Genomic DNA, 26,369 nt, shown 5'->3' on the forward strand with positions numbered 1-26,369 from the left:
TTTCTTAATCTCCGGGGCGCTGTTGTTTAAGCGCAGCTTCGTAATTTTTGCGTGCTTCGTTCACCGTTGGCCGAACCGAAACTTCGGGCACGGCAACATCCCACCAATGACCACCTTCATCGGTGCTTGGCAGGGGATCGGTATCAATGACAATGGCGTATGACCGGTCTGCCTTGCGCGCACGTTCCATCGCCGCTTCCAGTTCGCTGATCGACGATACCTTTTCGGCAATCGCCCCCATCGATCCGGCATGGGCGGTGAAATCAATCGCGGACGGCACCACATGGCGCGCGGTATCCAGAAGGTTGTTGAAACTCTCCCCACCCGTCGCCATTTGCAGCCGGTTGATACAGCCATAACCACGGTTATCAAGGATCACGGTGATGATCTTATGGCCCAGCATCACACTGGTCGCCAGTTCGGAATTCATCATCATGTATGACCCGTCACCGACCATCACGACGACCTCGCGGTCGGGCTGTGCCATCTTGACACCCAACCCACCGGCAATTTCATATCCCATGCAGGAAAAGCCGTATTCAACGTGATAACCGTTGGGTTTTGCCGCCTTCCAAAGCTTGTGCAGCTCGCCGGGCAGACCACCCGCCGCACAAACCACAATCGCATCGTCATCAACACTGCGCTGAACCGCACCAATCACCTGCGCATCGGTCGGAAGGGCATTGCCCGTCGGCGTTGCCGTCACCTTGTCCACCGCCGCAATCCAGTCGGATTTAAGCCCGGCGTCAATCGCCGGTGCCCGGTAATCGCCCAGCATGTTGCCAATTTCGGCAAGGGTGATTTTGGCATCCCCCGTCACCGCAATCGCATTATGTTTGGCCGCGTCATAGGCCGCGACATTGATCGACAGGATGCGCCGGTCCGGATGCTTGAAAAGGGCCCAGCTGCCGGTGGTGAAATCCTGCAACCTTGTCCCGACCGCAATGATCAGATCGGATTTTTCGGCAATCGCGTTGGCACTACTCGCCCCCGTAACCCCAATGGAACCAAGGTTAAGATCATCATCCCACGGCATGGATGATTTACCCGCCTGCGTTTCCCCGACCGGGATATTGTGACGATGGGCGAACTCGGCCAGGGCATCGCACGCCCCCGCGTAATGCACCCCGCCGCCTGCAATGATCATTGGCTGCTTGGCCGCCTTGATCGCCGCCACCGCCGCGTCAAGCTGATCCAGATCGGCGCGCGGGCGCTGGGTTTTCCAGACTTTGACGTCAAAGAAACTTTCGGGCCAGTCAAAGGCTTCTGCCTGCACATCCTGACAGAATGCCAATGTCACCGGGCCGCAATCAGCCGGATCGGTCAGGGTCGCCATCGCACGTGGCAGGGCGGTCAAAAGCTGCTCGGCGCGCATGATGCGGTCAAAATAACGGCTGACCGGCTTGAAACAATCATTGGCCGAAATCGTGCCATCGCCGAAATCCTCGACCTGCTGCAACACCGGATCGGGGGCGCGATTGGCAAACACATCGCCGGGCACAAACAGAACCGGCAGGCGGTTGACATGCGCCAATGCCGCCGCCGTGACCATATTGGTCGCACCCGGCCCGATCGATGTCGTGACCGTCATGGCACGTTTGCGGTTCGATGCCTTGGCATAGGCAATGGCGGCATGGGCCATGCCCTGCTCGTTATGGCCGCGCCAAGTCGGGAAATCATCCCCGATGCCGTGCAATGCCTCGCCCATTCCGGCGACATTGCCATGACCAAAAATCGCCCAGCACCCGCCGAAAAACGGTACACCGTCTTCGTTCTGCTGTCTGCTCAGATACCGCACCATCGCTTGGGCGGCGGTTAATCGAACGGTTTTCATGCCGCTCCTCCCGATTTTTTGCGCGCCGCATCCCATGTGGTGCAAAGCGCGCGATATTTTTCCGCCATCTGTGCAACGGCTGTTTGATCGTCAATGTTACCCGCAAGCCAGTCGCGCGCAACCCCGGCAAAGATCGTCCGCCCGACGGCAAAGCCCTTGACCATGTCATGCTTGGCCGCAACTTCGAAGCTTGCCACCAGTTCGGCCTCCGGTGCTTCAAGGCCCAGAACGACGATGCCCCGGCAATAAGGATCATGGCGCGAAATCATGTCACAGGCATGACGCCATGCCGCGTCCGATTTCATCGGCTCCAGCTTCCACCAATCGGGATAAACCCCGATTTCATAGAACCGCTCGATGATTTTCGCCGTCGTCTGATCATCACAGGCCGCAACCTTTGACGGGATGATTTCCAACAGGAATTCAAGCCGGTTGGCCCGTGCCCCATCCGCCAGCCGCTTGATGGTTTCTTCCTGATCTTCCTTCATCGCCGCGTCATCATCGGGGTGATAGAAACACAGCACCTTGACGACATGCTCGACCGGCCATTCCGCAAGCTTGCTGCCGATATCCGGGCCGATTTCCAACCGTAACGGACGCGATCCCGGCAATTCAACCGGCCGCCCGATCCAAAGCCCGGTGCCAGCCGCCGCATAAAGCGCATCGCGCCCCAGGCGCGGTTCGCACAAAATCCCATAACCCGGCTTATCACCCGCCACATCGCGCACCGAACGCAGGCAAAGCTCCTTGAACGGTCCGATCCGATCACGCGAAACCCCAACCTCATCGGCCAGATCTTCAAGCTGCATGCGGTGATCAAATGCAAAAACCCGCATTTCCGGCCAATCACCCATCCGGTTGGTCGACCAATGGATCTGCTCCAGCTCCGCATCATGACGCAGCGACGGGTTCTTGATCCCGCGATCAAAGAAGAACTGCAATTCTTCCCAGCTTGGATAAGCCGGCGTACAGCCATGCCGCGACACGGCAAATGCCCCGCAGGCATTGGCATATTTAAGTGACGTTTCCCAGTCCTGATCCGTCAGCCACCCCTTAAGCAGCCCCGACATAAACCCATCACCCGCGCCCAGAACGTTAAACACCTCGACCGGAAAACCGGGGCCGGAAATACCGTCATCAAGCTTCGCGCCAATCTTGCCGGTAAAGGCAACCGCCCCCATCGGCCCGCGTTTGCACACCAGTGTCGCGTTCGACGTAACCCGCACATTTTCCAGCGCCTCAAGCGTATCGGTCGTGCCACCGGCAATGTGGAACTCTTCCTCGGTCCCGACGATCAGGTCAAAAAGATGCAATGTCGCTTGCAGTTCCTTGGTCACCTTGTCCGATGCAATGAAGCGGTTTTCACCATCCCCATGCCCCGACAATCCCCAAAGATTGGGCCGGTAATCAATATCAAGGGCCGTTTTGGCCCCGTTTTCCCGCGCCAGTTTCAATGCCTTCAGCACGGCCGCCCGGGTGCGCGGATGCGATAAATGCGTCCCCGTCACCGTGACGCACCGCGCATCGGCAATGAATTCGGGATCAATATCATCCTCGCACAGCGCCATATCGGCACAGTTTTCCCGATAGAAAATCAACGGAAACTGTTCCTGATCGCGCACGCCCAGAAGGACAAGGGCGGTCAGACGTTCCGGATCGGTGACAACACCACGGACATCGACACCCTCGGCCAGCAACTGTTCGCGGATGAAACGCCCCATGTGCTCGTCGCCCACCCGCGTGATCAGGGCCGATTTCAGGCCAAGCCGCGCGGTGCCACACGCCATATTGGTCGGTGATCCGCCGATATATTTGTTAAAGGATGCCATATCCTCAAGTCGGCCGCCGATCTGCGCCCCGTAAAGATCAACCGATGATCGTCCGATGGTAATGACATCAAGCTTTTTCATCAGATCGTCCCCCCAAGCGACCCTTCAAGCTCGGCCAGTTCCTGACCGCCCGCCATCAGATCCTGCAATTCTTCGGGTTTGATATCACCCCGCTTTGCCGTGCCATGCGTCTGTCCACGGTTCAAAACCGTGAAACGGTCGCCCACCGCCATGGCATGGCGCACGTTATGGGTAATGAAAATCACCCCGATGCCCGATTTCCGCACCCGGTCGATGGTCGCAAGGACGTTTGACGTCTGCCGCACGCCAAGCGCCGATGTCGGTTCATCCAGAATAAGGACCTTGGCCCCGAAATAGACCGCACGCGCAATCGCCACCGTCTGCCGCTCGCCCCCCGAAAGGGTGCCGACGGCCTGTTCCGGCTCGCGCAGATTAATCCCCATACGCGCCATTTCATTAAGTGTGACCGAATTGGCGTGATCGAAATCGATCCATTTGAACGGGCCGAAACTTTTGCGCGGTTCACGCCCCATCCAGAAATTGCGCGTCACCGACATTAACGGGATCATCGCCAGATCCTGATAAACCGTGGCAATACCGTTTTCCATGGCATCACGCGGGCTATCGAAGGTGATTTCCTTGCCGCTGACCTTCATCGTGCCCTTGGTCGGTTTATGCACACCCGACATGGTCTTGATAAAGGTCGATTTGCCAGCACCATTATCGCCCAGAAGACAATGGCATTCGCCTTCCATCACATCGAACGACACCCCGCCCAGCGCAATCACCGGACCAAAATGCTTCTCGATATTGTTCATTTCAATCAATGGCGTGCTCATCACCGTTCTCCCGTGATCATGCGGCGGATATAGGTGTTCATGATGACGGCAAGGATCAGGATACCGCCCAGGAACACACGGAACAGCGAACTTTCAGCCCCGGCAAAAAACAGCCCCTGCTGAACCACACCGAAAATCAGCGCACCAAGTGCTGCCCCGATGACCGAACCATATCCCCCGGTCAGAAGCGCCCCGCCGATCACCACACAGATAATCGCTTCAAATTCTTTCAAAAGTCCGCGGTCGGCTGCGGCCGAACCGAATTCCATCACCTGACAGGTGGCGAAAACCGTGGCACAGAACGCGGTAAACATGAACATCAGGATTTTGACCCGATTGACCGGCACGCCGACATAGCGTGCGGCTTGCGCATCCCCGCCGGATGCGAAAATCCAGTTGCCAAACCGGGTTTTGGTCAAAAGCCAGTGCCCGAAAATCACCAGCACCACCGCCCAGACCACCAGCATCGGCAGGCCTTCAACAACCGGCTGCCCCTCGCGCGAACCGCGCGTAAAGGTATCAAGCAGTCCAAGATCGGCAAACCACTGGAACAGATCCTTGAAAATCACGCCGCCAAACAGAAATGCCAGCGGATCGCCCTCTGCGGCTTCCTTGACCCCGCCAATAATCGTCTGGCGTGTGGTCAGGATGGATAACCAGATCGTCAAACCGCGCAGGATATAAAGAAATGCAAGGGTAACGATAAAGCTTGGCAATCCGGTCTTGATCACAAGGAACCCGTTTAACGCGCCAAGCCCGACACAAATGACAAAGGCCGCAATGATCGACAGCCACACCGGCCATCCCAGATGGACCGACAGGATGGCAATCACCACCCCGGCAAAACCGATCATTGATCCGACCGACAGATCAAATTCGCCGGCAATCATCAAAAGGCAGGCACCAACCGCAATAATGGCAAACTGCGCAGAAACCACGCCCCAGTTCTGCACCCCCTCGGGCGAGAACATGCCGCTATCGCCCGCGATCATGAAGAAGAATACAAAGACCAGGATCGTGCCGCAAATAGCACCCAGTTCCGGTCGGATCATGGCACGTCGAAGGGTTGAGACTTGCTTGAGCCGCTCGTCCGTCATGACATCACTCTTTTATCTGGCAGGTGAGTTTTGCCAGGGGGCGGCACGCTGCCCACCCCCTGACGGGAGGAATGCTTAACGGAATTCGCCAGCGTATTTTTCAACAAGCGCGATATTGTCCTTGGTGATGAAACCGGGACCGGAATTGATGTTGCCGGACGGCAGAACACCATATCGTGCATAGTTGGTCAGGATAACGACCGGCAGATACCCCTGAAGGTAAGGCTGCTGATCAATGGCGAAATTGATCTCACCCTTTTTGATCGCTTCGGCGATTTCGCCCGAAAGGTCAAAGGTGCCAAACATGATCTGACCGGCAAGACCGGCATCACGAACGGCGGCCAGCGTCGGATGGGCCGAATTCGGGCCAAGTGTCAGGATCGCATCGACATCCTTGTTGGTATTCAGATAGGCCGCGACCTTGTTCTTCACTTCCGACGGGTCCATGCCGCTATCGATCATCTGGCTGCCAAGCTCGACACCAAGCGCATCGGCAAAGCCACGGCAACGCTCAACCGATGCCGGGTTGGTGATGTAATGGTTCACACAGACAAATGATTTTGCACCGGCGGCTGCGGCACGTTTGCCCGCTCCGAAACCGGCATCATATTCCGGCTGACCAACATGCATCAGCGCGCCAAGCTCGGCGGACTGTTCAACGGTGCCGGAATTGATTGTGATCACCGGAATACCGCGATCAACCGCATCCATGATCGGGCCTTTAAGCACGTTGAAATCGGCGATGGTGACAATGATGCCATCCGGGTTGGTAGCCGCTGCCTGCTCGACAATACGGGCCATATCGGCCAGATCGCCGGTCGGCGGGTTGCGGTAATCAACCGTGACTTCCATCTGGTCGCCTGCGACCTTGATGGCATTCTTGATGGTGTTCCACCAGCTGTCCGAGTCCGGTGCATGGCTGATCAGAACGAATTTTTCGTCTTCTGCCGAAGCAGTCCCGGTAAATCCGGCAAAGGCAATGGCAGCGGCCGCAATTGCGGTCAAAGTCTTCTTCATCGTTAGCCTCCCTAGTGGCTTTGAAACGGGGCCGCATTTTGCGCCCCGATGCGTCGACTGAATGTTCAGTGAACGGTCCGGCCTGTGATTTCTTAAGGCGTCACTTTTTACCGGGCCTCGCTTCGGGGTCAGGTACCCCGAATTCGATGAATGGAATTTTTATTCCATTTTCATTTTGATGCAACAAATTTTTTCTATTCGTTTGCCCGATCCCGTTTTGCCCCAATCGCCACCGCCAACGAAATCGCCAGCGAAAGCGTGGCCGACAGCGCCCTGAAGGCCCCGACATCGACCTCGGACACCGCAAGGGTCAGGGCATCAATCCGCCGAAGCGGGCTGGTCATGGTATCGGTAATCGCAACAACCGGGTTGCCGAGTCCCCGTGCATAGGCCGCCAGATCGATGGTTTCCTGCGAATAGGGCGCGAAGGTAATGGCAATCATCACATCGCCCTTTCGAATGGCATGACGCGGGTTAAGCTTCCCCACTCCGTCATGCAGAACCGCCGGAATATCCATCTTTTCAAATGCATAGGATAAATAACTGGCCACCGGGAAGGCGCGTCTGAACCCGACAATATGGATCATTGGGGCCGCGGCCAGCACATTGACCGCTTCCTCAAGCAATCCGGCATCAATCGACGACGCCAGATTTTCAAGCGACAGCCGCCCGGCCTCGACAAACTCCGCCAAAAGCGCACTGGGGCTATCGGCCCCGCTTGCCCGAAGATTTTCCAATCGCGTCGCGTAATCGGGCCATTTCTGGGCATAGGTTTCGCGAAACATTTTCTGCATTTCGGAAAATCCCGAAAAGCCCAGCAACTGGCAAAACCGCATGAAGGCCGATGGTTGCACCCCCGCCCCGGCGGACAGTTCCGCCACGGTCGAAACCGCAATACGGTCTGTATTCTGGGCGACAAATTCGGCGCATTGCCTCAATCTTTTGGGCATTGCCTCCGATATTTCAGCCAGCCGATGATTGAATTCTTCAAGCGAGACCGGCGCGGTTTGTTCCGTCATGGCGTACGGGGTTCCTGTTTTTGTTTTTGCTTGACGCTGGATGCATTCCATGATCATCCATTTTATAGAATAAAAATTCTATTTTGATACAGACAGGGAGTCCAGCGAAATGGCATCCATCGGTATTGGCCTTATCGGCACCGGTTTCATGGGCAAGGCGCATGCGCTTGCATTTGGCGCGGTTCGCGCCGTGATGGGCGATGTCCCTGATGTCCGTCTTGAACTACTCTGTGATACCCCGGCGGACAAGGCCAGAACCATGGCCGATCAGTTCGGTTTTGCGCGTGCCACCGATGACTGGAAGGCCCTTATTGCCGATCCGGCGGTCGATATCGTGTCGATCACCACCCCAAATATGCTGCATTTTGACATGGCGCTGGCCGCAATTGCGGCGGGCAAGCATGTCTATTGCGAAAAGCCGCTGGCCCTGACGCTTGATCAGGCGCGTGCGATGCGCGATGCGGCGCGCAAGGCCGGGGTGAAAACCATGGTCGGCTATAATTACATCAAAAACCCCGCCTTTACCCATGCCTGCAAACTGGTGCGCGAGGGTGCGATTGGCGACATTGTGCATTTTCGCGGCTGGGTGGACGAGGATTATCAGGCCAACCCCGAACTCCCCTGGACCTGGCGCAGCACGATTGCCGACGCTGGTTTGGGCGCACTTGGCGATCTGGGATGTCATCTGGTTTCGATGACCTATGGCCTTGTCGGCCCGATCGACAGCCTGATTGCCGATATGCAGACGGTCCATGAAACCCGCCCGCTGGCCGATGGGGCGGGCCGGGCAAAGGTCGAAAACGAAGATACTGCAACCGCCCTTGTCCGCTTTGCCAATGGCGCACAGGGCAGCATTTCAACCTCCCGCTCCGCCTGGGGGCGCAAAAACCGGCTGGCATGGGAAGTCCACGGGACAAAGGGCATGCTGTGCTTTGATCAGGAACGGCTGAACGAATTGCAGCTTTACCGCAATGACGGCCCGACCGCCAAACAGGGCTTTACCACCATCCTGACCAGCCCGGAACATCCGCCTTATGGCAATTTCTGTCCGGCACCAGGTCATCAGCTTGGCTTTAACGACCTCAAGGTGATCGAAGCCGCCGCCCTTCTGCGCGCCATCCGCGACAATCACGCTGCCTATCCGGGCTTTGACGATGCCTTTGAATTCGAAAAGGTCATCCACGCGGTCGCCCTGTCGGCCCGCGAAGAACGGCGTGTAAAAATCGACGACCTTTAACGCACGGCATTATCGGAAGGGCTCAAGCGTCCGACATATGTTCGGGCTTGCCCTTCCACTTGGCAAAAGGCACCAATATCCCCGCCCTCTGCTGTGCTTTTGATTTTGCAGGCATGGTTTCCATCCTTCTTTGGTGTGTTTCACACCCCAAACGGTCGGCGCTTCCCAAAGATGCCCTATAAACAGCCAAGCAACATGCGCAAGACAGGCTGCAATTTGACCGTCAATACGCCACCGATAATGAAAAGGCCGGAACAGCATTTCTGCTATTCCGGCCTTCATCATTCAGGAGCCGACGGGAGGTCTCGGCTCCCTCAGTGAACCAGCGGCAATTCCTTGCGGTCGCCCTCAAGCGTCCATTCCATTGGATTAAGAGCACGGCCCTCGGCCGATACGACGCCGTTTTGATGGAACAACACCGCGCCATATTGCGCATCTTCGATACGATATGTGCCATCGGTATCAACATGAACATCAAGCGCATGGCTATTGGCAAATTTCGCCAAATCACCGGCATGTCCCAGTCGAACAACCCATATCCCATCACGCCCCGCAAGACGCAATTCATGCCCGGCCGACCCGCCCGTTTGCACAAGCTCCAAAGGTCCCGACGCCGATATAAGCAACGCACCCTCGCCCGAACGTGCCGACGCCCGATATCCATCGACATGCCATTCATCAAACGCCAATGTCGGGAACCATGCATGGGTAAAATCAGGTTGCGGTGCCACACCTTCAAACCGGACAATCGCCAGATCACGATATTGCTGAACGCGTGGAACACTTGCCGATCCGCCCCAGAAGGACGGGCGACCAAAACCGGATTGAACAATTTCGCCGGGATGGTTGATGAATATCTGTGCGCCCGGCTCGCGACCGATCCGCGCCTGAAGAAGCGTTTCCTGATATCCCCAGTCCCGCCAACGATAAAGTGCGGCACTTCCCATCGCGGTTTCACTGGTTTTGTAATGATACAATCGGCAAAACGCATTTTCGCCCTGCCAGAAAGTCCATTCCTGCGCGGTATCGCGTTTCTCCCAGCAGGCAATATCGGCAAGATCAGGCAATTCAAGCCCATGATCACGCAACGCCAAAGCCATCTGGGCCAGGCAATTCACATGCGCCCCAAACTGCCCTTTGCCCCACAGCAATCTGGCAAGACCGTTTAGTTCCAAAGTATCGGCGACGCAAAGTGAATGCTCGTAACTTCGGCCCTGCGCCCCGGTAATGACGCCGTGATGCGCCGAATTGGCAATCACGGTGATCAGTCGGGTAATGGCACCAGATGCCCGTTTCCGAATGACTTCGTCGGGTGCAAGCGCAAACAGGGCCGCCAGCCCTTTAAGATCAATCGGGAAATAGGTGCCAGAATTGAATTCCGCCATTTCGGCCGCTTCGAAATGATCGAACCACGCCATCAGACGCTCAAAGCCCGCCTGTTTCTGTGCGATGCCATTGCGATCTGCGCGCCGGAAATGTGACTGCGGCAACAGGTTCCCTGCCAGATAGGCAGAAGTATGGAACAACAATGCATGGTTTTCCGAGAAATACCACTGAACATCGTTGCCCGGTTCATCCATCCAGTAACGGAATTCAAGAATGGCGGCATCAATACGCGCGACCAAAGATGCAGGTAGCCGATCTGCAAACACAATGCGCGTCCACAACAGCGGAACCAGCGCAAAATCAGCACAGTCATAACACTGCTCGATCCCCGGCAAAGCCGTGTTGATGATTGCCTCGGCACGCGCCAACGCCACCTCATCCCCGACGGCCGCACAGGCAAGTGCGGTTTCGGTATCGGTTTCACCGTTCTTTGCAATCCATGCAAGGCTTTCGGCAATGCGCGTCTCAAGACTTTCCGGTGCTGGCCCGGTTACAGAACGCCAACTGACCTCCGCGCCAAGCCGCGCTTCGGATGCAAAATCGCCGCACTGGAACGCAAATCCGAAATACCGGTAATCTGCCGGAAAATCGTTCGACGATGCCAGACGCACGCGATCTGCCCCCGCGGGAATTTCAAACGTCACATCATCATGATCATGCGACATGAAATGACCGGCAACCCTTACCCGGCCGCGAACCTTGTCCGGAAACGGCACCGGCATGACAAGCCAGATATCATCACTGTCATAGAATTTACGATCAAGATGCATGGCATCAACAGCCGCCTCGACCGCAGATACGGCCTCAGGTTCCGCCGGAAAACAATTCCCCGCCTCTGCCTTTGGGCCGTCAATCCAGACAAGCGCAATACGGAAAACCGCATCGCGCTCGCACAGATCTTCAAACTGGACGGCAACCTCGTTGTGGCCCTGTTTCAGATTGGCCTCAAACTCGACCTCGTCCATGGCATTCCGGGTCGCGGGCGAAAGCCACGCAACCGCCCGCCCGTTCACATACACGCGCGCGGCCCCACAAATACCCAATCGCAACCGCGCAGGGCCTGCATCCATGGCATTGATCGCCGTTCTCGCCCAACCCTGAATATGGGTTGCCCGGAACCAGAACCCCGAAAGATCAAGAAACGGTGATCCACCTGGCAAAATATTTCTTGCCTTCCGCCAGTCAGGGAACGGCAGTTCGGCAATTTCTTTGCCACGGCGTTCGGCAATATAAGCGGTCCGGCAGGGATAGGTATGCGGGATGAAATTCTTTTCCTTTGTCAGGAAAAAGGTTGAATCCATCTCGCCTTCCATCGGCATATCCGCCACATCATATACCCGTTCTTCAAGCGACGTGACCTGCCAGTAAGGAACGGATGCTCCGGATTTAAGCAGCATGACTTAACGCAGCTCCTTAATGGCAACCGGCGAAACATCGGTATATTCCTGATTTTCCCCGGTCATGCCCCACACAAAACCATACGGCCCGGTACCGGCCCCCATATGAATGGACCAGGCTGGCGACAGGACGACATCGCCATTTGCCACAACCAGATGACGGGTATTATCCGGGCGCCCCATGAAATGCATAACCCGGTCTTCATCCGAAAGATCGAAATAGCAATAGGCCTCCATGCGGCGCTCATGCAGGTGCGGCGGCATGGTGTTCCAGACCGAACCCTTCGCCGGATCGGTAATGCCCATCAGCAACAGACAGGATGGCGCGACCTCTGGATGAATATACATCGCCAGGGAACGGCGATTGCTTTTCTCGGCATCCCCCATCTCAAGGATTTTCGATTCCGCACGCGTGATCAGGCTCGTCGGCACTGAATGCCCCGCCGGGACCGAATTCATATAAAAACGTGCCGGGCTTTTGGCATCATTACTACCCAGCGAGACGGTTTCAGCACCACGGCCGATATAAAGAACATCGCGGTTTGCAAGCTCATAGCGCGTTCCGTCCACCTCGATCCAGCCCGCGCCGCCAAGGTTTGCAATGCCCATTTCACGCGCATCAAAGAACAGGTTCGTCCCGACATCTTTGCCATCGCCAAAGCCAAGCGCCTTTTCCCCCGGAACGGCACCACCGACAATCATCCGATCAAAATGAGTATACGCAAAGCTGATCTGACCCGGCACAAAGAGACGCTCGACCATAAAATTCTCGCGCAACTGGGTCGTATTCATTCCATCGATCTGATCGGGACCGGCACCATAGCGTTGTTCCATAGCCACGGGATATCTCCTAAGGATGTTCCTGCACGTTCAGCCACCGTTTGGATCGGTGACGTACTTTATAAATTCGCAGAAGCAGGAAGATGGCTTCCTGTTCCGCACAAGAAAAAACATCACACCAAGAAATTTTTCGTGCAATATGTAAATAAATTCCACAAACTGATGAGAATCAGGAAAGGGAAAAACATGGCAGTTAGCGGACGCACGAAGATAAGCGACATCGCCTCGCGTCTTGGGGTTTCTACGGCAACCGTATCACGCGCCCTAAGCGGAAATGGCTATGTCCGCGAACATCTCGCCTCCAGAATCCGGGCTGCGGCCATTGAAATGAACTACGCCGTTTCAAGCACCACTGCCGGGCAAAAGGTCCTGATTGTTTCCTCGCAAGAGGCCATGATCGATTTCAAACGCAGCCAGTTCACCATGTATGTTCTCGAAGGGGTTCGCGAACGCGCCGAAAGCCGGGACATCCGCATAGAATCTTACATCTATCAGCCCAATCAACGCTTCGAAGACCTCTACAACGCGGCACAGGCCCCGGATTTGATCGGTCTTTTGCTTGTTTCCGTCGATGATGCGACACTCGATTATGTGCGCGCCTCGGATATGCCTGCCGTCCTGGTCAATGGTGACGATCCGGAAATGCAGCTAAGCTCGGTCACGCCGTGCAATCGATCTGCGGCCTCCTTGGCGACCAAACATCTTATCAATCAAGGACACCGCCATATCCTGTTTCTCAATCGCCCCGGCAGGCGCACGATTCAGCGCCGCTTCGAAGGATGGCGCGACGCCATGGCCGAACATTACAATCCCGACTATGTGATTGATATCGACGACTGGACCGCCGAAGCCGCCAGCCAGCGCATTACCGAGGTCATCGATAGCAACCTTTCTTTCAGCGCCATTGTCGCTGCTGGCGATATCCTGGCTGTCGGCGCTGTTTCCGCCCTGCAAGCCAAGGGCTACAACGTCCCGAAAGATGTTTCTGTGGTCGGCATTGATGGTCTGCCCCAGGGCCAATACATGTCGCCCGCGCTGACATCGGTCAAAATTCCGATGCAGACAGTCGGCGCGCTGTCGCTGGATCTGCTGATTGAAACCTGCCGACTGACCAATGCCGATATTGAAATGCCCGCACGCCGGATTGAATTGGCGTGCGAGCTCATTAACCGCGAAAGCGTCGGTCCGCCACCGGCAAAACTACGCTGACAGACATGATCGGCCAAACGTGATCAGGGCGCCACAAACCGCCCTATCGCGCAAGCCAGCCACCATCAACATTCAAAATGGCACCTGAAACATAATTAGACGCGGGCGCTGCCAGATAAACCGCTGTTTCCGCGATATCATCAGGCCGTCCCCAACGCCCTGCCGGAATACGTTCCAGAATGGCCGCAGACCGATCAGGATCATCACGCAACGCCTGTGTATTGCTTGTCGCGATATAGCCCGGCGCAATCGCATTCACATTGATACCGCGTGCCGTCCATTCATTTGCCAGAATACGGGTCAAACCGGCCACACCATGCTTGGATGTGGTGTAGGACGGAACCCGAATGCCCCCCTGAAACGATAAAAGCGACGCGATATTCACAATCTTGCCCTGCCCACCGCGCGCAAAGACCTCCTTGGCAAACGCCTGCGAGGTAAAGAACACCGCCTTGGCATTCACATCCATGACGGCGTCCCAGTCTTCTTCGGTAAAATCGATGCAATCGGCGCGGCGGATAATCCCCGCATTATTGACCAGAATGTCGATATTGGCCCCTTCAAACAGGGCCGCCCCCGCCATCGGATCAGCAAAATCAACAATGACTTCGCTTGCGACACCACCCGCATCACCGATCATTGCAACCGTTTCGCCGCAGCTTCGCCGTCCTGCACAGACAACTTCCGCACCTGCGCGTGCCATGGCGACGGCAATAGCCTGCCCTATTCCGGCATTGGCACCGGTTACCAAAGCTTTTCGACCGCTCAGCGAGAACGCATTCATGATATAACTCCGCTTGGATAGGATTAGGTATGGGTGAACGTCACATCAGCCCAAGGAAACGCGGCAATGCCAACGTGATCCAGGGGACATAAGTGGTCAGAAGCAAGGCCGCCGATGTGGCAAAGAAGAACGGCAGGATCGGCCGCACCACCTGATCAATGCGCAGATTGGCAACCGCACACCCGACAAAAAGGACGCTCCCGACCGGTGGCGTCATCGATCCAACCCCAAGGTTAAAGATCATGATGATGCCCAAATGCACCGGATGAATGCCGATCTCGGTCGCAATCGGCAAAAAGATCGGGGTGAAAATCAACACTGCCGGCGTCAGATCCATGAAAAACCCGATGATCAGCAGACAGACATTCATCACCAGCAAAATCACAATGGGATTGTCAAAGGTCAGAATGGTCTCGGCAATGACATCAGGAATACCGGCAATCGTCATGACATAGGACATGATGCCCGATGCCGCGATCAGAAACAGGATCGAACAACTCGTAACCGCCGACGATTTCAAAGCTTCCAGATATTCCTGCAAGCTTGCCATCCGGTACATCAACGACAGAACAAATGAATACAGAACCGCAACCGCCGCACCTTCTGTCGCGGTAAACGCCCCGATCGCAATGCCACCAATGACCAGGATAATCATCAATAACGGCGGCAACGCCTGCCATGTCACATGCAGAATTTCCGACCAGCCGACACTACCTTCCGTGCGATAACCGCGACGCATGGCAAAAAAGGTAATGACCATCATAACCGACAGCCCCATCAGGATGCCCGGAAGATACGCGTGCCGTGCTTGAAGGTGTTGCGTTTGGTTTGCGAGACAGCTTTGAGGCATTGGCCGCAACCAACGCTAAACTGGATCGTTTGATCGCTATTGGCGGAGGATCGGCCTCCCGATACTGGATACAGCTGATCGCAACTACTCTTGGCGTCCCATTGTCACTTCCCAAAAGCGGCGAATTTGGAGCAGCACTCGGTGCTGCACGACTTGGCATCACGGCTGCTACCGGTTTGGCCGCGAATACTGTCATGAGCCTCCCGGAAGTTCGGGAAACAATTGATCCGGACAAAGGCCTGACGAGCACATTTGATGATGCTTATCAAAAGTACAGTTCTGCGTATCTCGCCATAAAATCTTGCCAGTAACATCCTGGATTTTGGCAGGATTAGCGCTCACTTTGTTCGCTCAGCTCCGCCCGACGGGCTCCGCAAAGAACCTGGCAAACAGGCTTGGCCTGTTTGCGATCTTCCAATCCACATGCACCCACCTACCAGACATTAAAAAAGCCCGCCACGAGGGCAGGCTTTCTTAAAGTTGGTTGCGGGGACCCGAGGCCACCTTTGTTATAACTTCAGGTGGACTTTGGTTTTTATGCCCGGTCGCAATGTCGAGAATGCCCATTAACTCACCCCGCAAGCTGATTTGAAATTCACCGCGCTTATCTCCCGGCGTGACAATTATTTCTCCAACTACAGACCTGATTGCGTCTGCCGCCTCCGCATACATCTGTGGATCGTCGAGAGCTGCGGTCAGATTTTGCACCTTTTTCCGATAAATCTCCGCAACATTTGGATGGATATCAGGAACGTCTTGAGGAACCTCGCTCATACGAGCCATGATCTCTTGTTTTTCCTGCTCAAGCTCTTCCATACGAGCCTTCATCGCCGATTGATACATGCCATCTTCAATAGCGGACATAATGCCAGCAATCCCGCGCTCGACCTTTTCCAGTTTTTGCCGATCAAGAACAGCTTCTGCACGGCGCTCCCGGTTCATCTGGTTCAGACCTTCGGCATAGGCCTGAACCGCTTCTGCCACCGCCTTTGCAGAAACCAGTTTTTCGGTAAGCCCGGCCAGAACACGGGTTTCAATTTTGTCTCGAACAATTGTCCGACCATTGTCACAGGTTCCACGACGATAACGATTTAAGCATCCATAGCGGTCTCGGGTGATGATGCCATAGTTACCCCCACAACAACCGCACTTGATAAGGCCGGAAAACAGGAAAGCAGGTCTGCGCAAGGTATTGAGCTTTGCGGCATGATAAGCGCGAACACCCTTGGTTAAATTTGCGTACTTTCTGGAAATTTCTTCCTGCCGACGACGTGCCGCCTGCCAAAGATCATCGCCAACGATACGCAACCCAGGCACCTCAGTCCGGATCCATTCGGTTTCCGGGTTAGGTCGTGAAACCCTCCTTCCGGTCGCCGGGTTCTTTACATAATGAAGCCGGTTCCAGACCATCACGCCAATATAAAGTTCGTTGTTCACAATACCAGTTCCTCGGGAAACATGCCCACGAATGGTTGTATCGCCCCAAACACGATCATACGGTCCGGGTATGCCTTCCCGATTGAGATCAGCAGCGATCGCCTTCGGACTTTTACCCGCAGAAAATTCACGGAAAATGCGGCGGACAATTTCAGCTTCCGCTTCGTTGATTCTGCGCTCACCGGTAACCGGTTCGCCATCACTGTTTAGACGCTTTACAACATCATAGCCGTAGCAAATCCCGCCACCGGATTTACCGCTCTCAACTCGACCGCGCAGACCTCGACGGGTCTTGTCGGCAAGGTCCTTGAGAAAGAGAGCATTCATGGTGCCCTTGAGGCCAACATGCAGTTCGGAGATTTCACCTTCGGCCAATGTAATGACCCGCACGCTGGCAAACTTCAGATGTTTGAACAAAGTTGCAACATCGGCCTGATCCCGGCTGACGCGATCCAATGCCTCTGCCAGCACCATATCGAACTTCTTCGCCTGCGCGTCTTGCAACAGGCTTTGAATACCCGGTCGCAAAGTTATGCTGGCACCCGAGATTGCTGCATCGTGGTAAGTGCCAACAATGCTCAGATTCTCCCGTTTTGCCTGCTCCCGGCAAATACGGAACTGATCTTCTATGGAGTTTTCACTCTGGTTGTCGGAGGAATAACGAGCATACAATGCTACACGAGTCATGAGGCTTTCCTTTCGCATAAACTAAAAGGTTCACCCTTTGGGGCCTTTCCCCTTTATCTCTTCTTCCAATGTGGCAGGACTATTGTCATTGGCTGCCCGACGTTGCTTTTTCTCCCAAGCCAAATAATGTTTTCGAGCTAAATGATAGCCTACAGCACGAGATATAGTGCAGATATGAACGTCTATATCCGCGTTCTTCGCTTTGCCATTGTCGTTAGCTGGACACGAGATGATTTTATTCAGTTTCATGGCCATCCTCACACCCTCCGGTGATTAGAAATACTCCGAAAAGATGGCATGACCTAAAATGTGAAAATACCCTCATCAGATACGACTAAAATACGTTCTTCGGCCTTATGCCGTTGCATAGACTTCGTCTGAGCTGTGCATTACGGCGCGACATGAGCCCTGCACCTCGGCTATCGGGGCGTAAAAATTGCGTTCGAAGGAGCGGCGGAAAACACCGATGGGTATTAAAGGCAGGGGTAAGGCTCTTCGCCCATTTTTCAGACAATGTCAGATTATTTCATATCAATATTGACTTTGTCAGATACTCCTCCTACCTTAAAACCATAGGAGGATGCCATGACCGATGGACCGTTCAGAAATTCAAAGCTGAGTGGACGCTGGAAGCGCTACGGAAGAGATTTGGTCAGCGACGCAACCAGTCAAAATGAGCGGACGGCGCAAGCCTGCCACAGCATGCTTGGCGATGTAGACCTAGCAGGCATCAGCGAACTGCTTAAAGGATTGAAGGAACTGACACTGGAAGCCCAGATGGACCTTGATCCTGTGTCATTGGCAGAATCTATTTTCGACAATCACATTAAGGCCCCCTTGGTTGACATACTTCAGAAGCACCTACTGGCAAACCTCCGGGATCAGATGAATTCAGCAGTTGCTTTAGATGAAGCTATAAAATCGGCGGCCAATGCATGGATAGGTGAAACGAAAAACCGCATCGATGAAGAGTGCATTCGTGCGCGCGACATTGGCGACATGACTAAAGAAGAGTATGCAATGTCGATTAGCCGCAACAATGAGACATTCAGCTTGATTGATCCGAATGCTCTTGGCAATGCGCTTTACACAGGCCTAAAGAACACCTTTAGAAATGCGAACCACAATAGAGAAGGTCTAGATGAAGGACCGGACGATTGAAAAACACCTTCTTAAACAAACCTAGATCAGACCTTTCTCTTTGTGTCGTCGAACAAAGCCAATCGGTAAAGCGCGCCTACCCCAAAGGCGCTGAGATCGCTGAAGTTGGCAAGCACATCAAATTTGATCCAGACATTCTGAGCACGTTCGATTACAAAGGTTGGCAATCGCTGCACCACGATCTGCTTGTTGTCAGTGCCGCTGTTGAATTTGCCGATCGTCGCTGGAAACGGCCTCGCGGTTGGTCTCGTAAGTTCAATATTACGGTACCCGTCCTTGATCTCGCTGCTTGGCAGCGCAAAGAGGTTATAGAGAGTCTCCTTAGCGCGCTAAGGCACCTAACAGCAGATATCTGGTCATTTAACTTCGTGCAATGGCGGGGGCCGGCCCCGATAGGAGCCCGTCAGGGCGTTCTTGCTTTTACAAAGACTAAAACCTTTACCATTGCCTATAGCGACGGACTGGACTCACGTGCTGTCTCTGCTTTGAGCGGCGATAAATTAGGGCTTCGTGTCCGAATTGCAAAGAGCCGAAACAGACTGAAAAAAGGCGATCAACCATTCGATCAAATCCCTTTCAAGGTGCAGGGTTTCCGAGGACTGGAAAGCAGCTTCCGTTCACGAGGTTTCCAATTTTCCGCTATCACAGCAATTGCCGCACATATGTCGGAACTAAGCAGAGTTGTTGTTCCTGAAAGCGGTCAAGGTGCCCTCGGCCCTGTGCTTTTGCCATTGCACAATATCCATCCGGATTATCGAAACCACCCGACCTTTTTTAGGAAGATGGAGCGCTTCGTTAGGGCTTTGCTGGGATATCAGGTTAAATACGACCAACCCCGTATATGGTACACGAAGGGTCAAACGTTAGGTGCGTTTCTTGAACTCCCCGCTAAAAAGCAAGAAGACCTGACTGACACGCGCTCGTGCTGGCAAACCAGACGCATTGTGAACACCAACGGAGGGCGGAAACAATGCGGCCTTTGTGCAGCCTGCTTACTCCGCAGGTTGAGCATGCACACCGCAGGCATTACCGAGGCCGCTGACGCCTACGTTATCTCGGACTTAAAGTGTTCAGATGTAAATGAATCACTTGCTGTTATCCCGCAACAGAGGGACCGGGATATCATGATTGAATATGGCAGCGTCGGTGCTCGACATCTTCAGCATTTAGCTGAAATGGCTGATCTTCCCGACGACGAATTACGAATCCACGCCTCTGAGCTTGCGGCAGCGCTCGGAGAGCCGCGGGAAGACACAATGAAAAACTTGAGGATGTTATTAGTGAATCATGCCGAAGAATGGCGGGCTTTTCTAACCGCCCAAGAAGAAAAAAGCTTTCTGAAGAGCTGGATGGACGGAGGACGTTATGGCCGATCTAAATGAAATGAGCGCCCAGGAAATTGGCCGACGCCTACGCTTGGCCAGAGAGAACGCTGGAATACGCCAGGACGATGCTGCGCAGGTTGTCGGCGTTTCTCGCCCTACTCTCGTCTCTATCGAGAAAGGCGTGCGCCGCGTAAGAATCCAAGAGTTGCAGACCCTCGCCAACCACTACGGCGTCTCCGTCAACGCGCTTCTCCGCCGTGAGGCTGTACATACTGATCTGGTTCCCCGCTTCCGCAAATTAAGAGAAACCGAAGACGAATATACCCGTGAAGCAATCCAACTTCTGAACAACCTTGCCAAAGCGGAGGTTGAGTTAGAAAATGTTCTTGGTATCGAACGCCGCCGCAACTACCCACCCGAACGTGGCATTAACGAAGGTGACGTGCTTGACCTTGCAGAAAAACACGCTCAGGAACTCCGGGACTGGCTGGGCCTAGGCGCAGGCCCCATCGCAGATATCTTCTCGATTATCGAATTTGATCTCGGCATCCGGCTGTACCAGCGTCGCCTTTCTACCCGCTCGAAAATCGCTGGGTTATTCACCTATGACGATGAAATAGGCGCGTGTATTTTGCTCAATGCCAATCATCCGCTACCACGGCGTATACAATCTGCCGCCCATGAACTGGGCCATTTTTTCGGCACCCGGCAGGTTCCTGAAGTTCTTGAGGAGAACGAACAGTTTCTCTCCCGTGACGAACGCTATGCGAATGCTTTTGGTCGCGCTTTCGTAACGCCAGCACAAAACTTTGGGGAAAGCTTCCAACAACTCAAGGAAATCACTGGCAAAATCACTCGGCGACTAGTTATTCTGCTTGCACACCAATATAATATTTCCCGTCAGGCGTGTGTTCTGAGGTTGGAGGAACTTGGCCTTGCCAAGAAAGGGACTTGGGCTTGGTTTGAGGATCGGGGGGGAATCAAGGATGAGCAGGCACGAGAGGTTCTCGGTGCTGCTGCGGATCGCGCCGACCCTGTCAAGGATGATGCGAACCGCCTTATTTCTCACCGGATTAGCCTCATGGCACACGCGGCATGGAAGCGCGAACTGATGTCGGAGGGGCAATTGGCGGAACTGCTAAAGGTCAATCGTTTAATGCTTCGCAAAGTCATCGACCAAATCGAACTTGAGGATAGCGAGACGGATGACGATCTCAAGTTCTCTGACGAATGATGAAACGCCGCTTGTCCTTGATACGAGCGTTCTTATCAACCTGCATGCCTGTATCTATGGTGAGCGCATTCTAAGTGCGTTACCTCACGGGATCGTCGTTCCTCAAGTCGTTGCCAATGAACTAGAACATGAAACGAGTAAGACAAATGGTGAGCACGGGTTTCTTAAGGACCTGGTGATTGCCGGCAAAGTAGAGATCGCAACGATGAACGACGCGGAATACGCTCTGTATGCCCGTCTCATCACGGGCACACCGTCTCTGGACGACGGCGAAGCGGCAACCATCGCCATTGCAACGGCGCGGGGCTTTTGCGCCGTCATTGATGAACGAAAAGGTCGGGCCAAATTTTCTGAACTGTGCAGTGAGGCAGTTGCGGGCTGGTCACTCGATCTCATGCTTCATCCCCACGTTCGCAGATCGCTTGGTTCAACCACGTCGGTTGATGCGGTGTATATGGCACTGCGTGACGGGCGCATGCGTATCGCGGAAGAACACTGCGATCATGTTGTCAGCCTGATCGGCAGCTACAGAGCTGTTGATTGTACTTGCTTGCCCGGTTATCGGCGACGCTCCGGACAATGGATGTCAGATAGATAAAGTACTTTATGCCGTTAAATGGACCTTGAAATATCTTCTATCTGATTGCCTCCAATAAGAGCTAAACGTGCCAAGATTACGAAAAACCTTGGCACGTAGCAGTTCATAAACAGCGCCAAAGGAGCATCAGCGGCTGTTACATGGTGTCGAACAGATCTCAGGAAAGCAACTTTGCCAACCTTCCCCGCAATTCCGCATGCTTGACCGGGTGCTCATTCTTGAGACGTAGCAGATTAAGAAGCTTCCATTGAACAGCCGGAAGCTGTTCTGCTGCAGGCAAACCTATCAGGTTAAAATCGGGCTCTCCATCATGCAGCGACAACAGGAAGCCGGCAAAATCCCCCGTGAGGGTATTTCGGATATCGGCAATCAACCGTGATCGCACGTTTTCCAGATCAGCGGGATCGACCTCGTCTCGCGTCATCCCTGCAAATTCCTGATCATGCAGTTCCTTGATCGGAACAAGTGCCGGTGCCAGCAATTCATGCGGCGGCCGTCCCGATGTGCTGACATAAACCAGAAAAACCCGCAGCAGATAGTCAGTCAGCCCTTCATTTTCATATAGCAGCTTGACGTCAAACAGGTCCCGCGGATGCTGGCGATCTAGGGCGGCATGCAGCTTTCCAGCATACAAATCCTCAAATGAGAGGACTTGCATCTCGGCAAATCCGAAGGTTTCCTCCACAGCATCGGATACCTTGTGCAAGACGGGAGGCAGAACCGTACCGCGCATGACCGGAGACGTCTCGATCTTCACGTTGGTCGTTCCGCGTGTGGCCATGATCCGGGTTTCCAGATTTCCGCCACCGGCGATCCGCTGAAACCGTACATCCCTGTTTTCACGGCTTGCCGCTGCAATGATCCGGTCGAGCGCCTGATCAATATTTGCAAGGGACGTCTCCCGATCTTCGATTGGCAAATATGTCAGATCAATATCAACAGACAGACGGGGTAAATCTCGGTAGAAAAGATTGATTGCCGAACCGCCTTTCAGCGCGAAGACTTCCTCTCGCGCAATCACCGGCAGAAGGCGCATCAGCAGCCGGACCTGTTCGACATAGCGCTCACGCATTCTGGCTCCCCTCCCCCTGCTCCGAGGGCATGAATGCTTCGGGGACTGAGATCCGGTAGATCGGATGTATTTTTCCATCCTTGATCAAGGCCCGCGGCCCCGATCCCAAATCAATCGCAGATTTGTCGAGATATTTCAGCCAGGCGTGGGAATGACGATCAGCAAAAACAAAGAACAGCCGTTTGACCTTGATGCTCTGACAAGCGCGCAGGAGCTTCATAAGATGTTTCGGGCGCAAATTGGCAAGTCCCTGGAAAATCATGTCGAGATTGTCAAAACCGGCATGCGACGGCAATTCATCGAGTGCCTCAAGGATCGCCCGTTCCGGTGAGGATACCTTGAGCGGCCAATGCCACGGACTGACAGTCGGACCGGTATTGCCGTTCATATTCTCGAGTTGACGTTCCACGTTCTCTATACCGGCCAGATCATTCGCAAACAGGTTGGTCGAGCGGACAATAAACTCTGTTTCTCCCGGCAATCGCGCAAGCCAGGACGGCACCTCGCCATAGAGATAGATACGCTCTTTATGGCCCAGGGACAGATAATGAGAAAAGCCATGGAAGGTCAGTGCACTCAATCCTCCCAGATGGACCTCATGTTCCATGATCGACTGGATCGACAGCAAAACAAGCTGCCAATCGGGAGCGGAATTCCGGTTCAAACGGGCTGAATGATCCGTGCGTGATAGTGGCCGACGGTAAACACCCCGGACCACCCGCTCCAGCCAACCGCGCTCGGCATAGTTATGGATCGATTTGGGATCGACGCCAAACCGCTTCAACCATGCCGCATCAACCAGAAAGCCGGGTGGCACCCGCTCCAGCATCGGTTTCAATCTTGGTGTTCTTTGATGGCTCATAACCATCAAAATCGCATTTTTTGAAAAAATCATCAATTGAATTTTTAATTTCTCAGCTTTTGATGGCTCATAACCATCAAAATTTGGAACTGATAAAACATCTCGCCAGCAGTACCCATACGTCGAGATGTTACAAATCCTCGGCATCCATTCACAAATGCCGAGCTTTTGCAACACCGCCCCCAGCATCGTATGAAGCTGACATCTGACCCACATCACTCACGACGATTTGCTTTGCCGCCCCTCCTGCGCGGTACCTGTCATCCCCTCCTTCCGCGCCCGCACAAAGGCCCGATCATTCTCGAGAAACGCTTCGAGCATGAACGGAATCAGTTCGGCAACCGCCTCGCTCTCGCCGTAAGTCTCACGATAGAGCGCAGCGTAATCGCGCAGTTTCCGGTTCAGATCGGCATTAAGGGTCATCGTCAGTTTTACCGGTTTGCGATCGGGCAGTTTGGCAAGTTTCATCATCTCTGCTCTCCACCATAGGGTTTAAGCACAAGGTCGCGCTGAACGATCACCCGAACCGGCCAGCCGGGACGGATCTTGATGGTCGGCTGAATATTGAGGTTCTTCTCGGTGATCTGCCGCCCGGCCTGATCGACATTCTGCTGGGTGCTTTCGCGAATGGCACGCACCAGATCGCTCTCGTCGCTGCCGAGCGTCAGTTCGGTTCCGACCCCGAGCAGGGTCGCCATTGAGATGCCCTTGAGCAACTGCCATGTGTGGTAATCGACCTCATCCTCGAGCCCAGCATAGCCGCTGGCATCGGAGGCCGGCATGTTATCAAGCCGGATCGACGTTCCATCGGGCATCAGGATGCGCTGCCAGACCACCAGCGCGCGGGACTGACCAAAAGCAACCACACTGTCATAAGTCCCGATCAGTCTGGCTCCCTGCGGGATCAGCACGGTCATGCCGGTGACAGTGTCATACACATTGGCGCCCACCTGGGCGATGATCAGGCCGGGCAGATCGGAATTGATCCCGGTGACCAGACTGGCCGGAATGATGCTGCCCGCCATGACCTGCCAGGGCGAGACCGGGGTTTCCATCACATGTGGATTATAAATCCCGCCATCGTCATATTTGCGCATGAAGTCGAGCTTGCGCTGCCGCTCATCCGGAACCGCATTCGGATCGGTACCAGTTGCAATTGAGCCAACATTCCCATTTACCGTTGCTCGATTTTCCGAAGCTTGACTGTTCGAGGGTTCGGACGACACTGCATTGGCCAGCGAGAAGAACACACCGGACTCCCGGGCATCGATCGCCTGTTGAGCTTGCCGTTGCTCGGCCAGGGAAAGTTCACCGGACGTGACATCCATTCCCTGGGCCCGTTGGGCCGCCACAATCGGCCGCCCCAGATCACCGGGCAAGGGCGGGCCAAGCTTCGGCACGTCCTGTTTTATCTCGGAATAGTCCTTGGGCAGATTTTCCAACTGATCGGGTCGTGCCTGCTGCCTCGCATGATAAAGCTCGTCATTATCGTTGTCTTGTCGCAGCGACGGCGTTTGCAAAGCCATCATCGCGATGCCGAGAAGCGCCCCCGATCCCAGCGCGGTGACACCGATCACGATACTGCGTCGGAAGCGAACAATCCGGGCATCCGGTCGACCGCGCAGCTCAAAACTCTCCTTCGATCTGTCAGTCATCGCGGGCTCCCCCACCTGAAGCCTCGAGATGTGTGATCCGCACCACCTGTTGCGGGTCGGTTCCCATGCGCAGTTCAGCCGCCCGGAACAGCTGATCGACAATGTAATAGGTGCCGCGCTTGCGGTAATTGACCAGTTGCGTGTCGCCATTGGCCCCGATCACAAACAGCGGCGGCACCTCGCCCCGATCGATGTGCGCGGGGAATTCGATATAGACCTTGCGCCCGTCATCGAAGGCCCGGATTGGCCGCCAGGACGGATTGTCTCCTTCGATCTCATAGCCAAAGCTGATCTTCTCGAGCGCCAGATTGCGATCGACCGGTTGTGCCGCAAGGGCCTCGGCATTGTTCCGGCGTAACATCACCAGACGATCCTGCGGATAGGACCAGGAAATCGCTGCCATCGCGGTTTCTGCGGTACTGATCATTTGCAGATGATAGGTCCGCCTGTCGGTGGCGATCATGAGATTGGTTTTGAGTTCCGGGGCGAAGGGTTTGATCAGGATATGAACCTGTTGGTTATCCCCCGATCCGCTGGTGGTATCGCCAATCACCCAGCGCACCGTATCCCCGGCCGATACGGCGCGGAGTTGTTCACCGGGCTGCAGGGCAATATCGGTCACCTGCCCCGGGGCGCCATAAAGACGATACAACGCGCCTTCACTATAGGGATAGACCTGCACCGCATTGATATAGCCGTGTCTGGAGGGGTCCAGAAGCGCTGTCTTATTCGCCGTCTCGACCCTCTCTTCAGGCGAGAGCTTGTCTGCTGGTGATTGGCTTGGCAACGGCATCAGTTGCCCTGGTAGGGGCAAGGGTTTGGGGACTTCAACGATTTCGACCGGACGTGCGGGCTCCGCCTGAATGGTCGCCTCTTTGAAGCTGGCCCGATCATAGCTGATTGCAGGTGGTGGGGTTCCCGCCTTGCAGGCCGTGAGCACCATCATCAAACAGGTAAGCATCATCGCATTGTGTTTCAT

The 26,369-nt window shown here is 54.7% G+C and carries 23 protein-coding genes and 1 pseudogene; 7 read left to right on the top strand and 17 right to left on the bottom strand.

Going from position 1 to position 26,369, the window contains the following annotated elements; genetic code table 11:
• Positions 1–4: 4 nt before the first annotated feature.
• The 6 genes from iolD to TH3_RS14315 all read right to left on the bottom strand — a co-directional run bounded on the left by iolD (position 5) and on the right by TH3_RS14315 (position 7,656).
• Positions 5–1,834 (bottom strand): 3D-(3,5/4)-trihydroxycyclohexane-1,2-dione acylhydrolase (decyclizing), encoded by a 1,830-nt coding sequence (gene iolD, locus TH3_RS14290; RefSeq protein ID WP_007090671.1) that lies wholly within the window; start codon positions 1,832–1,834, stop codon positions 5–7.
• Positions 1,831–3,744, bottom strand: a complete 1,914-nt coding sequence (locus TH3_RS14295) for a bifunctional 5-dehydro-2-deoxygluconokinase/5-dehydro-2-deoxyphosphogluconate aldolase (protein WP_007090672.1) — start codon at positions 3,742–3,744, stop codon at positions 1,831–1,833. The genes iolD and TH3_RS14295 overlap by 4 nt, the downstream gene beginning before the upstream one ends.
• The gene (locus TH3_RS14300; RefSeq protein WP_007090673.1) at positions 3,744–4,523 is read right to left on the bottom strand and encodes an ATP-binding cassette domain-containing protein; all 780 of its coding nucleotides are present in this window, start codon (positions 4,521–4,523) and stop codon (positions 3,744–3,746) included. The genes TH3_RS14295 and TH3_RS14300 overlap by 1 nt, the downstream gene beginning before the upstream one ends.
• Positions 4,523–5,620: an ABC transporter permease gene (locus tag TH3_RS14305; protein ID WP_007090674.1), complete on the bottom strand. Its 1,098-nt coding sequence runs from the start codon at positions 5,618–5,620 to the stop codon at positions 4,523–4,525. Before TH3_RS14305 ends, TH3_RS14300 begins: the two co-directional genes overlap by 1 nt.
• A gap of 75 nt (positions 5,621–5,695) precedes the next feature.
• The gene (locus TH3_RS14310) at positions 5,696–6,637 is read right to left on the bottom strand and encodes a sugar ABC transporter substrate-binding protein (protein ID WP_007090675.1); all 942 of its coding nucleotides are present in this window, start codon (positions 6,635–6,637) and stop codon (positions 5,696–5,698) included.
• A 194-nt stretch (positions 6,638–6,831) separates the two neighbouring features.
• Positions 6,832–7,656, bottom strand: a complete 825-nt coding sequence (locus tag TH3_RS14315) for a MurR/RpiR family transcriptional regulator (RefSeq protein ID WP_007090676.1) — start codon at positions 7,654–7,656, stop codon at positions 6,832–6,834.
• 109 nt (positions 7,657–7,765) lie between these two features.
• Between TH3_RS14315 and TH3_RS14320 the strand changes: the two genes are divergently transcribed.
• On the top strand, positions 7,766–8,893 hold the full coding sequence (locus tag TH3_RS14320; RefSeq protein WP_007090677.1) for a Gfo/Idh/MocA family protein: 1,128 nt from the start codon (positions 7,766–7,768) through the stop codon (positions 8,891–8,893).
• Between the two features lie 314 nt (positions 8,894–9,207).
• On the opposite strand, the gene TH3_RS14325 is transcribed toward TH3_RS14320, so the two are convergent.
• Both TH3_RS14325 and kduI read right to left on the bottom strand, forming a co-directional pair.
• Positions 9,208–11,676, bottom strand: a complete 2,469-nt coding sequence (locus tag TH3_RS14325; protein ID WP_007090678.1) for a hypothetical protein — start codon at positions 11,674–11,676, stop codon at positions 9,208–9,210.
• Between the two features lie 3 nt (positions 11,677–11,679).
• Positions 11,680–12,510, bottom strand: coding sequence for a 5-dehydro-4-deoxy-D-glucuronate isomerase (kduI, locus tag TH3_RS14330; RefSeq protein WP_007090679.1), 831 nt, complete (start codon positions 12,508–12,510; stop codon positions 11,680–11,682).
• A gap of 192 nt (positions 12,511–12,702) precedes the next feature.
• On the opposite strand from kduI, the gene TH3_RS14335 reads away from it, so the two are divergent.
• Positions 12,703–13,725: a LacI family DNA-binding transcriptional regulator gene (locus TH3_RS14335; protein ID WP_007090680.1), complete on the top strand. Its 1,023-nt coding sequence runs from the start codon at positions 12,703–12,705 to the stop codon at positions 13,723–13,725.
• A 43-nt stretch (positions 13,726–13,768) separates the two neighbouring features.
• Here TH3_RS14335 and kduD read toward each other — a convergent pair whose 3' ends face one another.
• Both kduD and TH3_RS14345 read right to left on the bottom strand, forming a co-directional pair.
• A complete protein-coding gene (gene kduD / locus TH3_RS14340; protein ID WP_007090681.1) occupies positions 13,769–14,509 on the bottom strand; it encodes a 2-dehydro-3-deoxy-D-gluconate 5-dehydrogenase KduD in 741 nt (246 codons plus the stop codon).
• Between the two features lie 40 nt (positions 14,510–14,549).
• Positions 14,550–15,359, bottom strand: a complete 810-nt coding sequence (locus tag TH3_RS14345) for a TRAP transporter large permease (protein WP_082242502.1) — start codon at positions 15,357–15,359, stop codon at positions 14,550–14,552.
• On the opposite strand from TH3_RS14345, the pseudogene TH3_RS14350 reads away from it, so the two are divergent.
• Positions 15,305–15,670, top strand: a pseudogene (locus TH3_RS14350) (FGGY-family carbohydrate kinase); the annotation flags it as partial. The gene TH3_RS14345 and the pseudogene TH3_RS14350 overlap by 55 nt on opposite strands.
• A 163-nt stretch (positions 15,671–15,833) precedes the next feature.
• Here TH3_RS14350 and TH3_RS14355 read toward each other — a convergent pair.
• Both TH3_RS14355 and TH3_RS14360 read right to left on the bottom strand, forming a co-directional pair.
• The gene (locus TH3_RS14355) at positions 15,834–17,483 is read right to left on the bottom strand and encodes a recombinase family protein (protein ID WP_040061035.1); all 1,650 of its coding nucleotides are present in this window, start codon (positions 17,481–17,483) and stop codon (positions 15,834–15,836) included.
• Positions 17,484–17,513: 30 nt separating this feature from the next.
• The gene (locus TH3_RS14360; RefSeq protein ID WP_007090685.1) at positions 17,514–17,738 is read right to left on the bottom strand and encodes a hypothetical protein; all 225 of its coding nucleotides are present in this window, start codon (positions 17,736–17,738) and stop codon (positions 17,514–17,516) included.
• Positions 17,739–18,068: 330 nt separating this feature from the next.
• Here TH3_RS14360 and TH3_RS14365 point away from each other — a divergent pair, with 330 nt between their 5' ends.
• The 4 genes from TH3_RS14365 to TH3_RS14380 are packed head-to-tail and all read left to right on the top strand — an operon-like array spanning position 18,069 to position 21,801.
• The gene (locus TH3_RS14365; protein ID WP_007090686.1) at positions 18,069–18,644 is read left to right on the top strand and encodes a hypothetical protein; all 576 of its coding nucleotides are present in this window, start codon (positions 18,069–18,071) and stop codon (positions 18,642–18,644) included.
• Complete coding sequence (locus TH3_RS14370) at positions 18,641–20,026, top strand: 7-cyano-7-deazaguanine synthase (RefSeq protein ID WP_007090687.1); 1,386 nt, start codon at positions 18,641–18,643, stop codon at positions 20,024–20,026. Before TH3_RS14365 ends, TH3_RS14370 begins: the two co-directional genes overlap by 4 nt.
• Complete coding sequence (locus TH3_RS14375) at positions 20,010–21,203, top strand: helix-turn-helix domain-containing protein (protein WP_040059978.1); 1,194 nt, start codon at positions 20,010–20,012, stop codon at positions 21,201–21,203. The genes TH3_RS14370 and TH3_RS14375 overlap by 17 nt, the downstream gene beginning before the upstream one ends.
• Complete coding sequence (locus TH3_RS14380) at positions 21,175–21,801, top strand: PIN domain-containing protein (RefSeq protein ID WP_007090689.1); 627 nt, start codon at positions 21,175–21,177, stop codon at positions 21,799–21,801. Before TH3_RS14375 ends, TH3_RS14380 begins: the two co-directional genes overlap by 29 nt.
• A gap of 157 nt (positions 21,802–21,958) precedes the next feature.
• Here TH3_RS14380 and TH3_RS14385 read toward each other — a convergent pair whose 3' ends face one another.
• The 5 genes from TH3_RS14385 to trbG are packed head-to-tail and all read right to left on the bottom strand — an operon-like array spanning position 21,959 to position 26,369.
• Positions 21,959–22,873, bottom strand: a complete 915-nt coding sequence (locus TH3_RS14385) for a nucleotidyl transferase AbiEii/AbiGii toxin family protein (protein WP_007090690.1) — start codon at positions 22,871–22,873, stop codon at positions 21,959–21,961.
• Entirely contained in the window at positions 22,866–23,909 is a 1,044-nt protein-coding gene (locus TH3_RS14390) for a type IV toxin-antitoxin system AbiEi family antitoxin domain-containing protein (protein WP_202965944.1), read from the bottom strand. Before TH3_RS14390 ends, TH3_RS14385 begins: the two co-directional genes overlap by 8 nt.
• 45 nt (positions 23,910–23,954) lie before the next feature.
• On the bottom strand, positions 23,955–24,206 hold the full coding sequence (locus TH3_RS14395) for a DUF2274 domain-containing protein (RefSeq protein WP_007090692.1): 252 nt from the start codon (positions 24,204–24,206) through the stop codon (positions 23,955–23,957).
• Positions 24,203–25,390 (bottom strand): TraB/TrbI/VirB10 family type IV secretion system protein, encoded by a 1,188-nt coding sequence (locus tag TH3_RS14400; protein WP_007090693.1) that lies wholly within the window; start codon positions 25,388–25,390, stop codon positions 24,203–24,205. Before TH3_RS14400 ends, TH3_RS14395 begins: the two co-directional genes overlap by 4 nt.
• Positions 25,383–26,369: a P-type conjugative transfer protein TrbG gene (gene trbG, locus TH3_RS14405; protein WP_007090694.1), complete on the bottom strand. Its 987-nt coding sequence runs from the start codon at positions 26,367–26,369 to the stop codon at positions 25,383–25,385. Before trbG ends, TH3_RS14400 begins: the two co-directional genes overlap by 8 nt.

Origin of the sequence: Thalassospira xiamenensis M-5 = DSM 17429 (assembly GCF_000300235.2) — a bacterium.
In the GTDB taxonomy this organism is placed as follows: domain Bacteria; phylum Pseudomonadota; class Alphaproteobacteria; order Rhodospirillales; family Thalassospiraceae; genus Thalassospira; species Thalassospira xiamenensis.

Excerpts from the sequence above, each read along its gene's own strand:
- iolD (WP_007090671.1), bottom strand. The coding sequence starts at position 1,834 with ATGAAAACCGTTCGATTAACCGCCGCCCAAGCGATGGTGCGGTATCTG.
- TH3_RS14295 (WP_007090672.1), bottom strand. The coding sequence starts at position 3,744 with ATGAAAAAGCTTGATGTCATTACCATCGGACGATCATCGGTTGATCTT.
- TH3_RS14300 (WP_007090673.1), bottom strand. The coding sequence starts at position 4,523 with ATGAGCACGCCATTGATTGAAATGAACAATATCGAGAAGCATTTTGGT.
- TH3_RS14305 (WP_007090674.1), bottom strand. The coding sequence starts at position 5,620 with ATGACGGACGAGCGGCTCAAGCAAGTCTCAACCCTTCGACGTGCCATG.
- TH3_RS14310 (WP_007090675.1), bottom strand. The coding sequence starts at position 6,637 with ATGAAGAAGACTTTGACCGCAATTGCGGCCGCTGCCATTGCCTTTGCC.
- TH3_RS14315 (WP_007090676.1), bottom strand. The coding sequence starts at position 7,656 with ATGACGGAACAAACCGCGCCGGTCTCGCTTGAAGAATTCAATCATCGG.
- TH3_RS14320 (WP_007090677.1), top strand. The coding sequence starts at position 7,766 with ATGGCATCCATCGGTATTGGCCTTATCGGCACCGGTTTCATGGGCAAG.
- TH3_RS14325 (WP_007090678.1), bottom strand. The coding sequence starts at position 11,676 with ATGCTGCTTAAATCCGGAGCATCCGTTCCTTACTGGCAGGTCACGTCG.
- kduI (WP_007090679.1), bottom strand. The coding sequence starts at position 12,510 with ATGGAACAACGCTATGGTGCCGGTCCCGATCAGATCGATGGAATGAAT.
- TH3_RS14335 (WP_007090680.1), top strand. The coding sequence starts at position 12,703 with ATGGCAGTTAGCGGACGCACGAAGATAAGCGACATCGCCTCGCGTCTT.
- kduD (WP_007090681.1), bottom strand. The coding sequence starts at position 14,509 with ATGAATGCGTTCTCGCTGAGCGGTCGAAAAGCTTTGGTAACCGGTGCC.
- TH3_RS14345 (WP_082242502.1), bottom strand. The coding sequence starts at position 15,359 with ATGCCTCAAAGCTGTCTCGCAAACCAAACGCAACACCTTCAAGCACGG.
- TH3_RS14355 (WP_040061035.1), bottom strand. The coding sequence starts at position 17,483 with ATGACTCGTGTAGCATTGTATGCTCGTTATTCCTCCGACAACCAGAGT.
- TH3_RS14360 (WP_007090685.1), bottom strand. The coding sequence starts at position 17,738 with ATGGCCATGAAACTGAATAAAATCATCTCGTGTCCAGCTAACGACAAT.
- TH3_RS14365 (WP_007090686.1), top strand. The coding sequence starts at position 18,069 with ATGACCGATGGACCGTTCAGAAATTCAAAGCTGAGTGGACGCTGGAAG.
- TH3_RS14375 (WP_040059978.1), top strand. The coding sequence starts at position 20,010 with ATGGCCGATCTAAATGAAATGAGCGCCCAGGAAATTGGCCGACGCCTA.
- TH3_RS14380 (WP_007090689.1), top strand. The coding sequence starts at position 21,175 with ATGACGATCTCAAGTTCTCTGACGAATGATGAAACGCCGCTTGTCCTT.
- TH3_RS14385 (WP_007090690.1), bottom strand. The coding sequence starts at position 22,873 with ATGCGTGAGCGCTATGTCGAACAGGTCCGGCTGCTGATGCGCCTTCTG.
- TH3_RS14395 (WP_007090692.1), bottom strand. The coding sequence starts at position 24,206 with ATGATGAAACTTGCCAAACTGCCCGATCGCAAACCGGTAAAACTGACG.
- TH3_RS14400 (WP_007090693.1), bottom strand. The coding sequence starts at position 25,390 with ATGACTGACAGATCGAAGGAGAGTTTTGAGCTGCGCGGTCGACCGGAT.
- trbG (WP_007090694.1), bottom strand. The coding sequence starts at position 26,369 with ATGAAACACAATGCGATGATGCTTACCTGTTTGATGATGGTGCTCACG.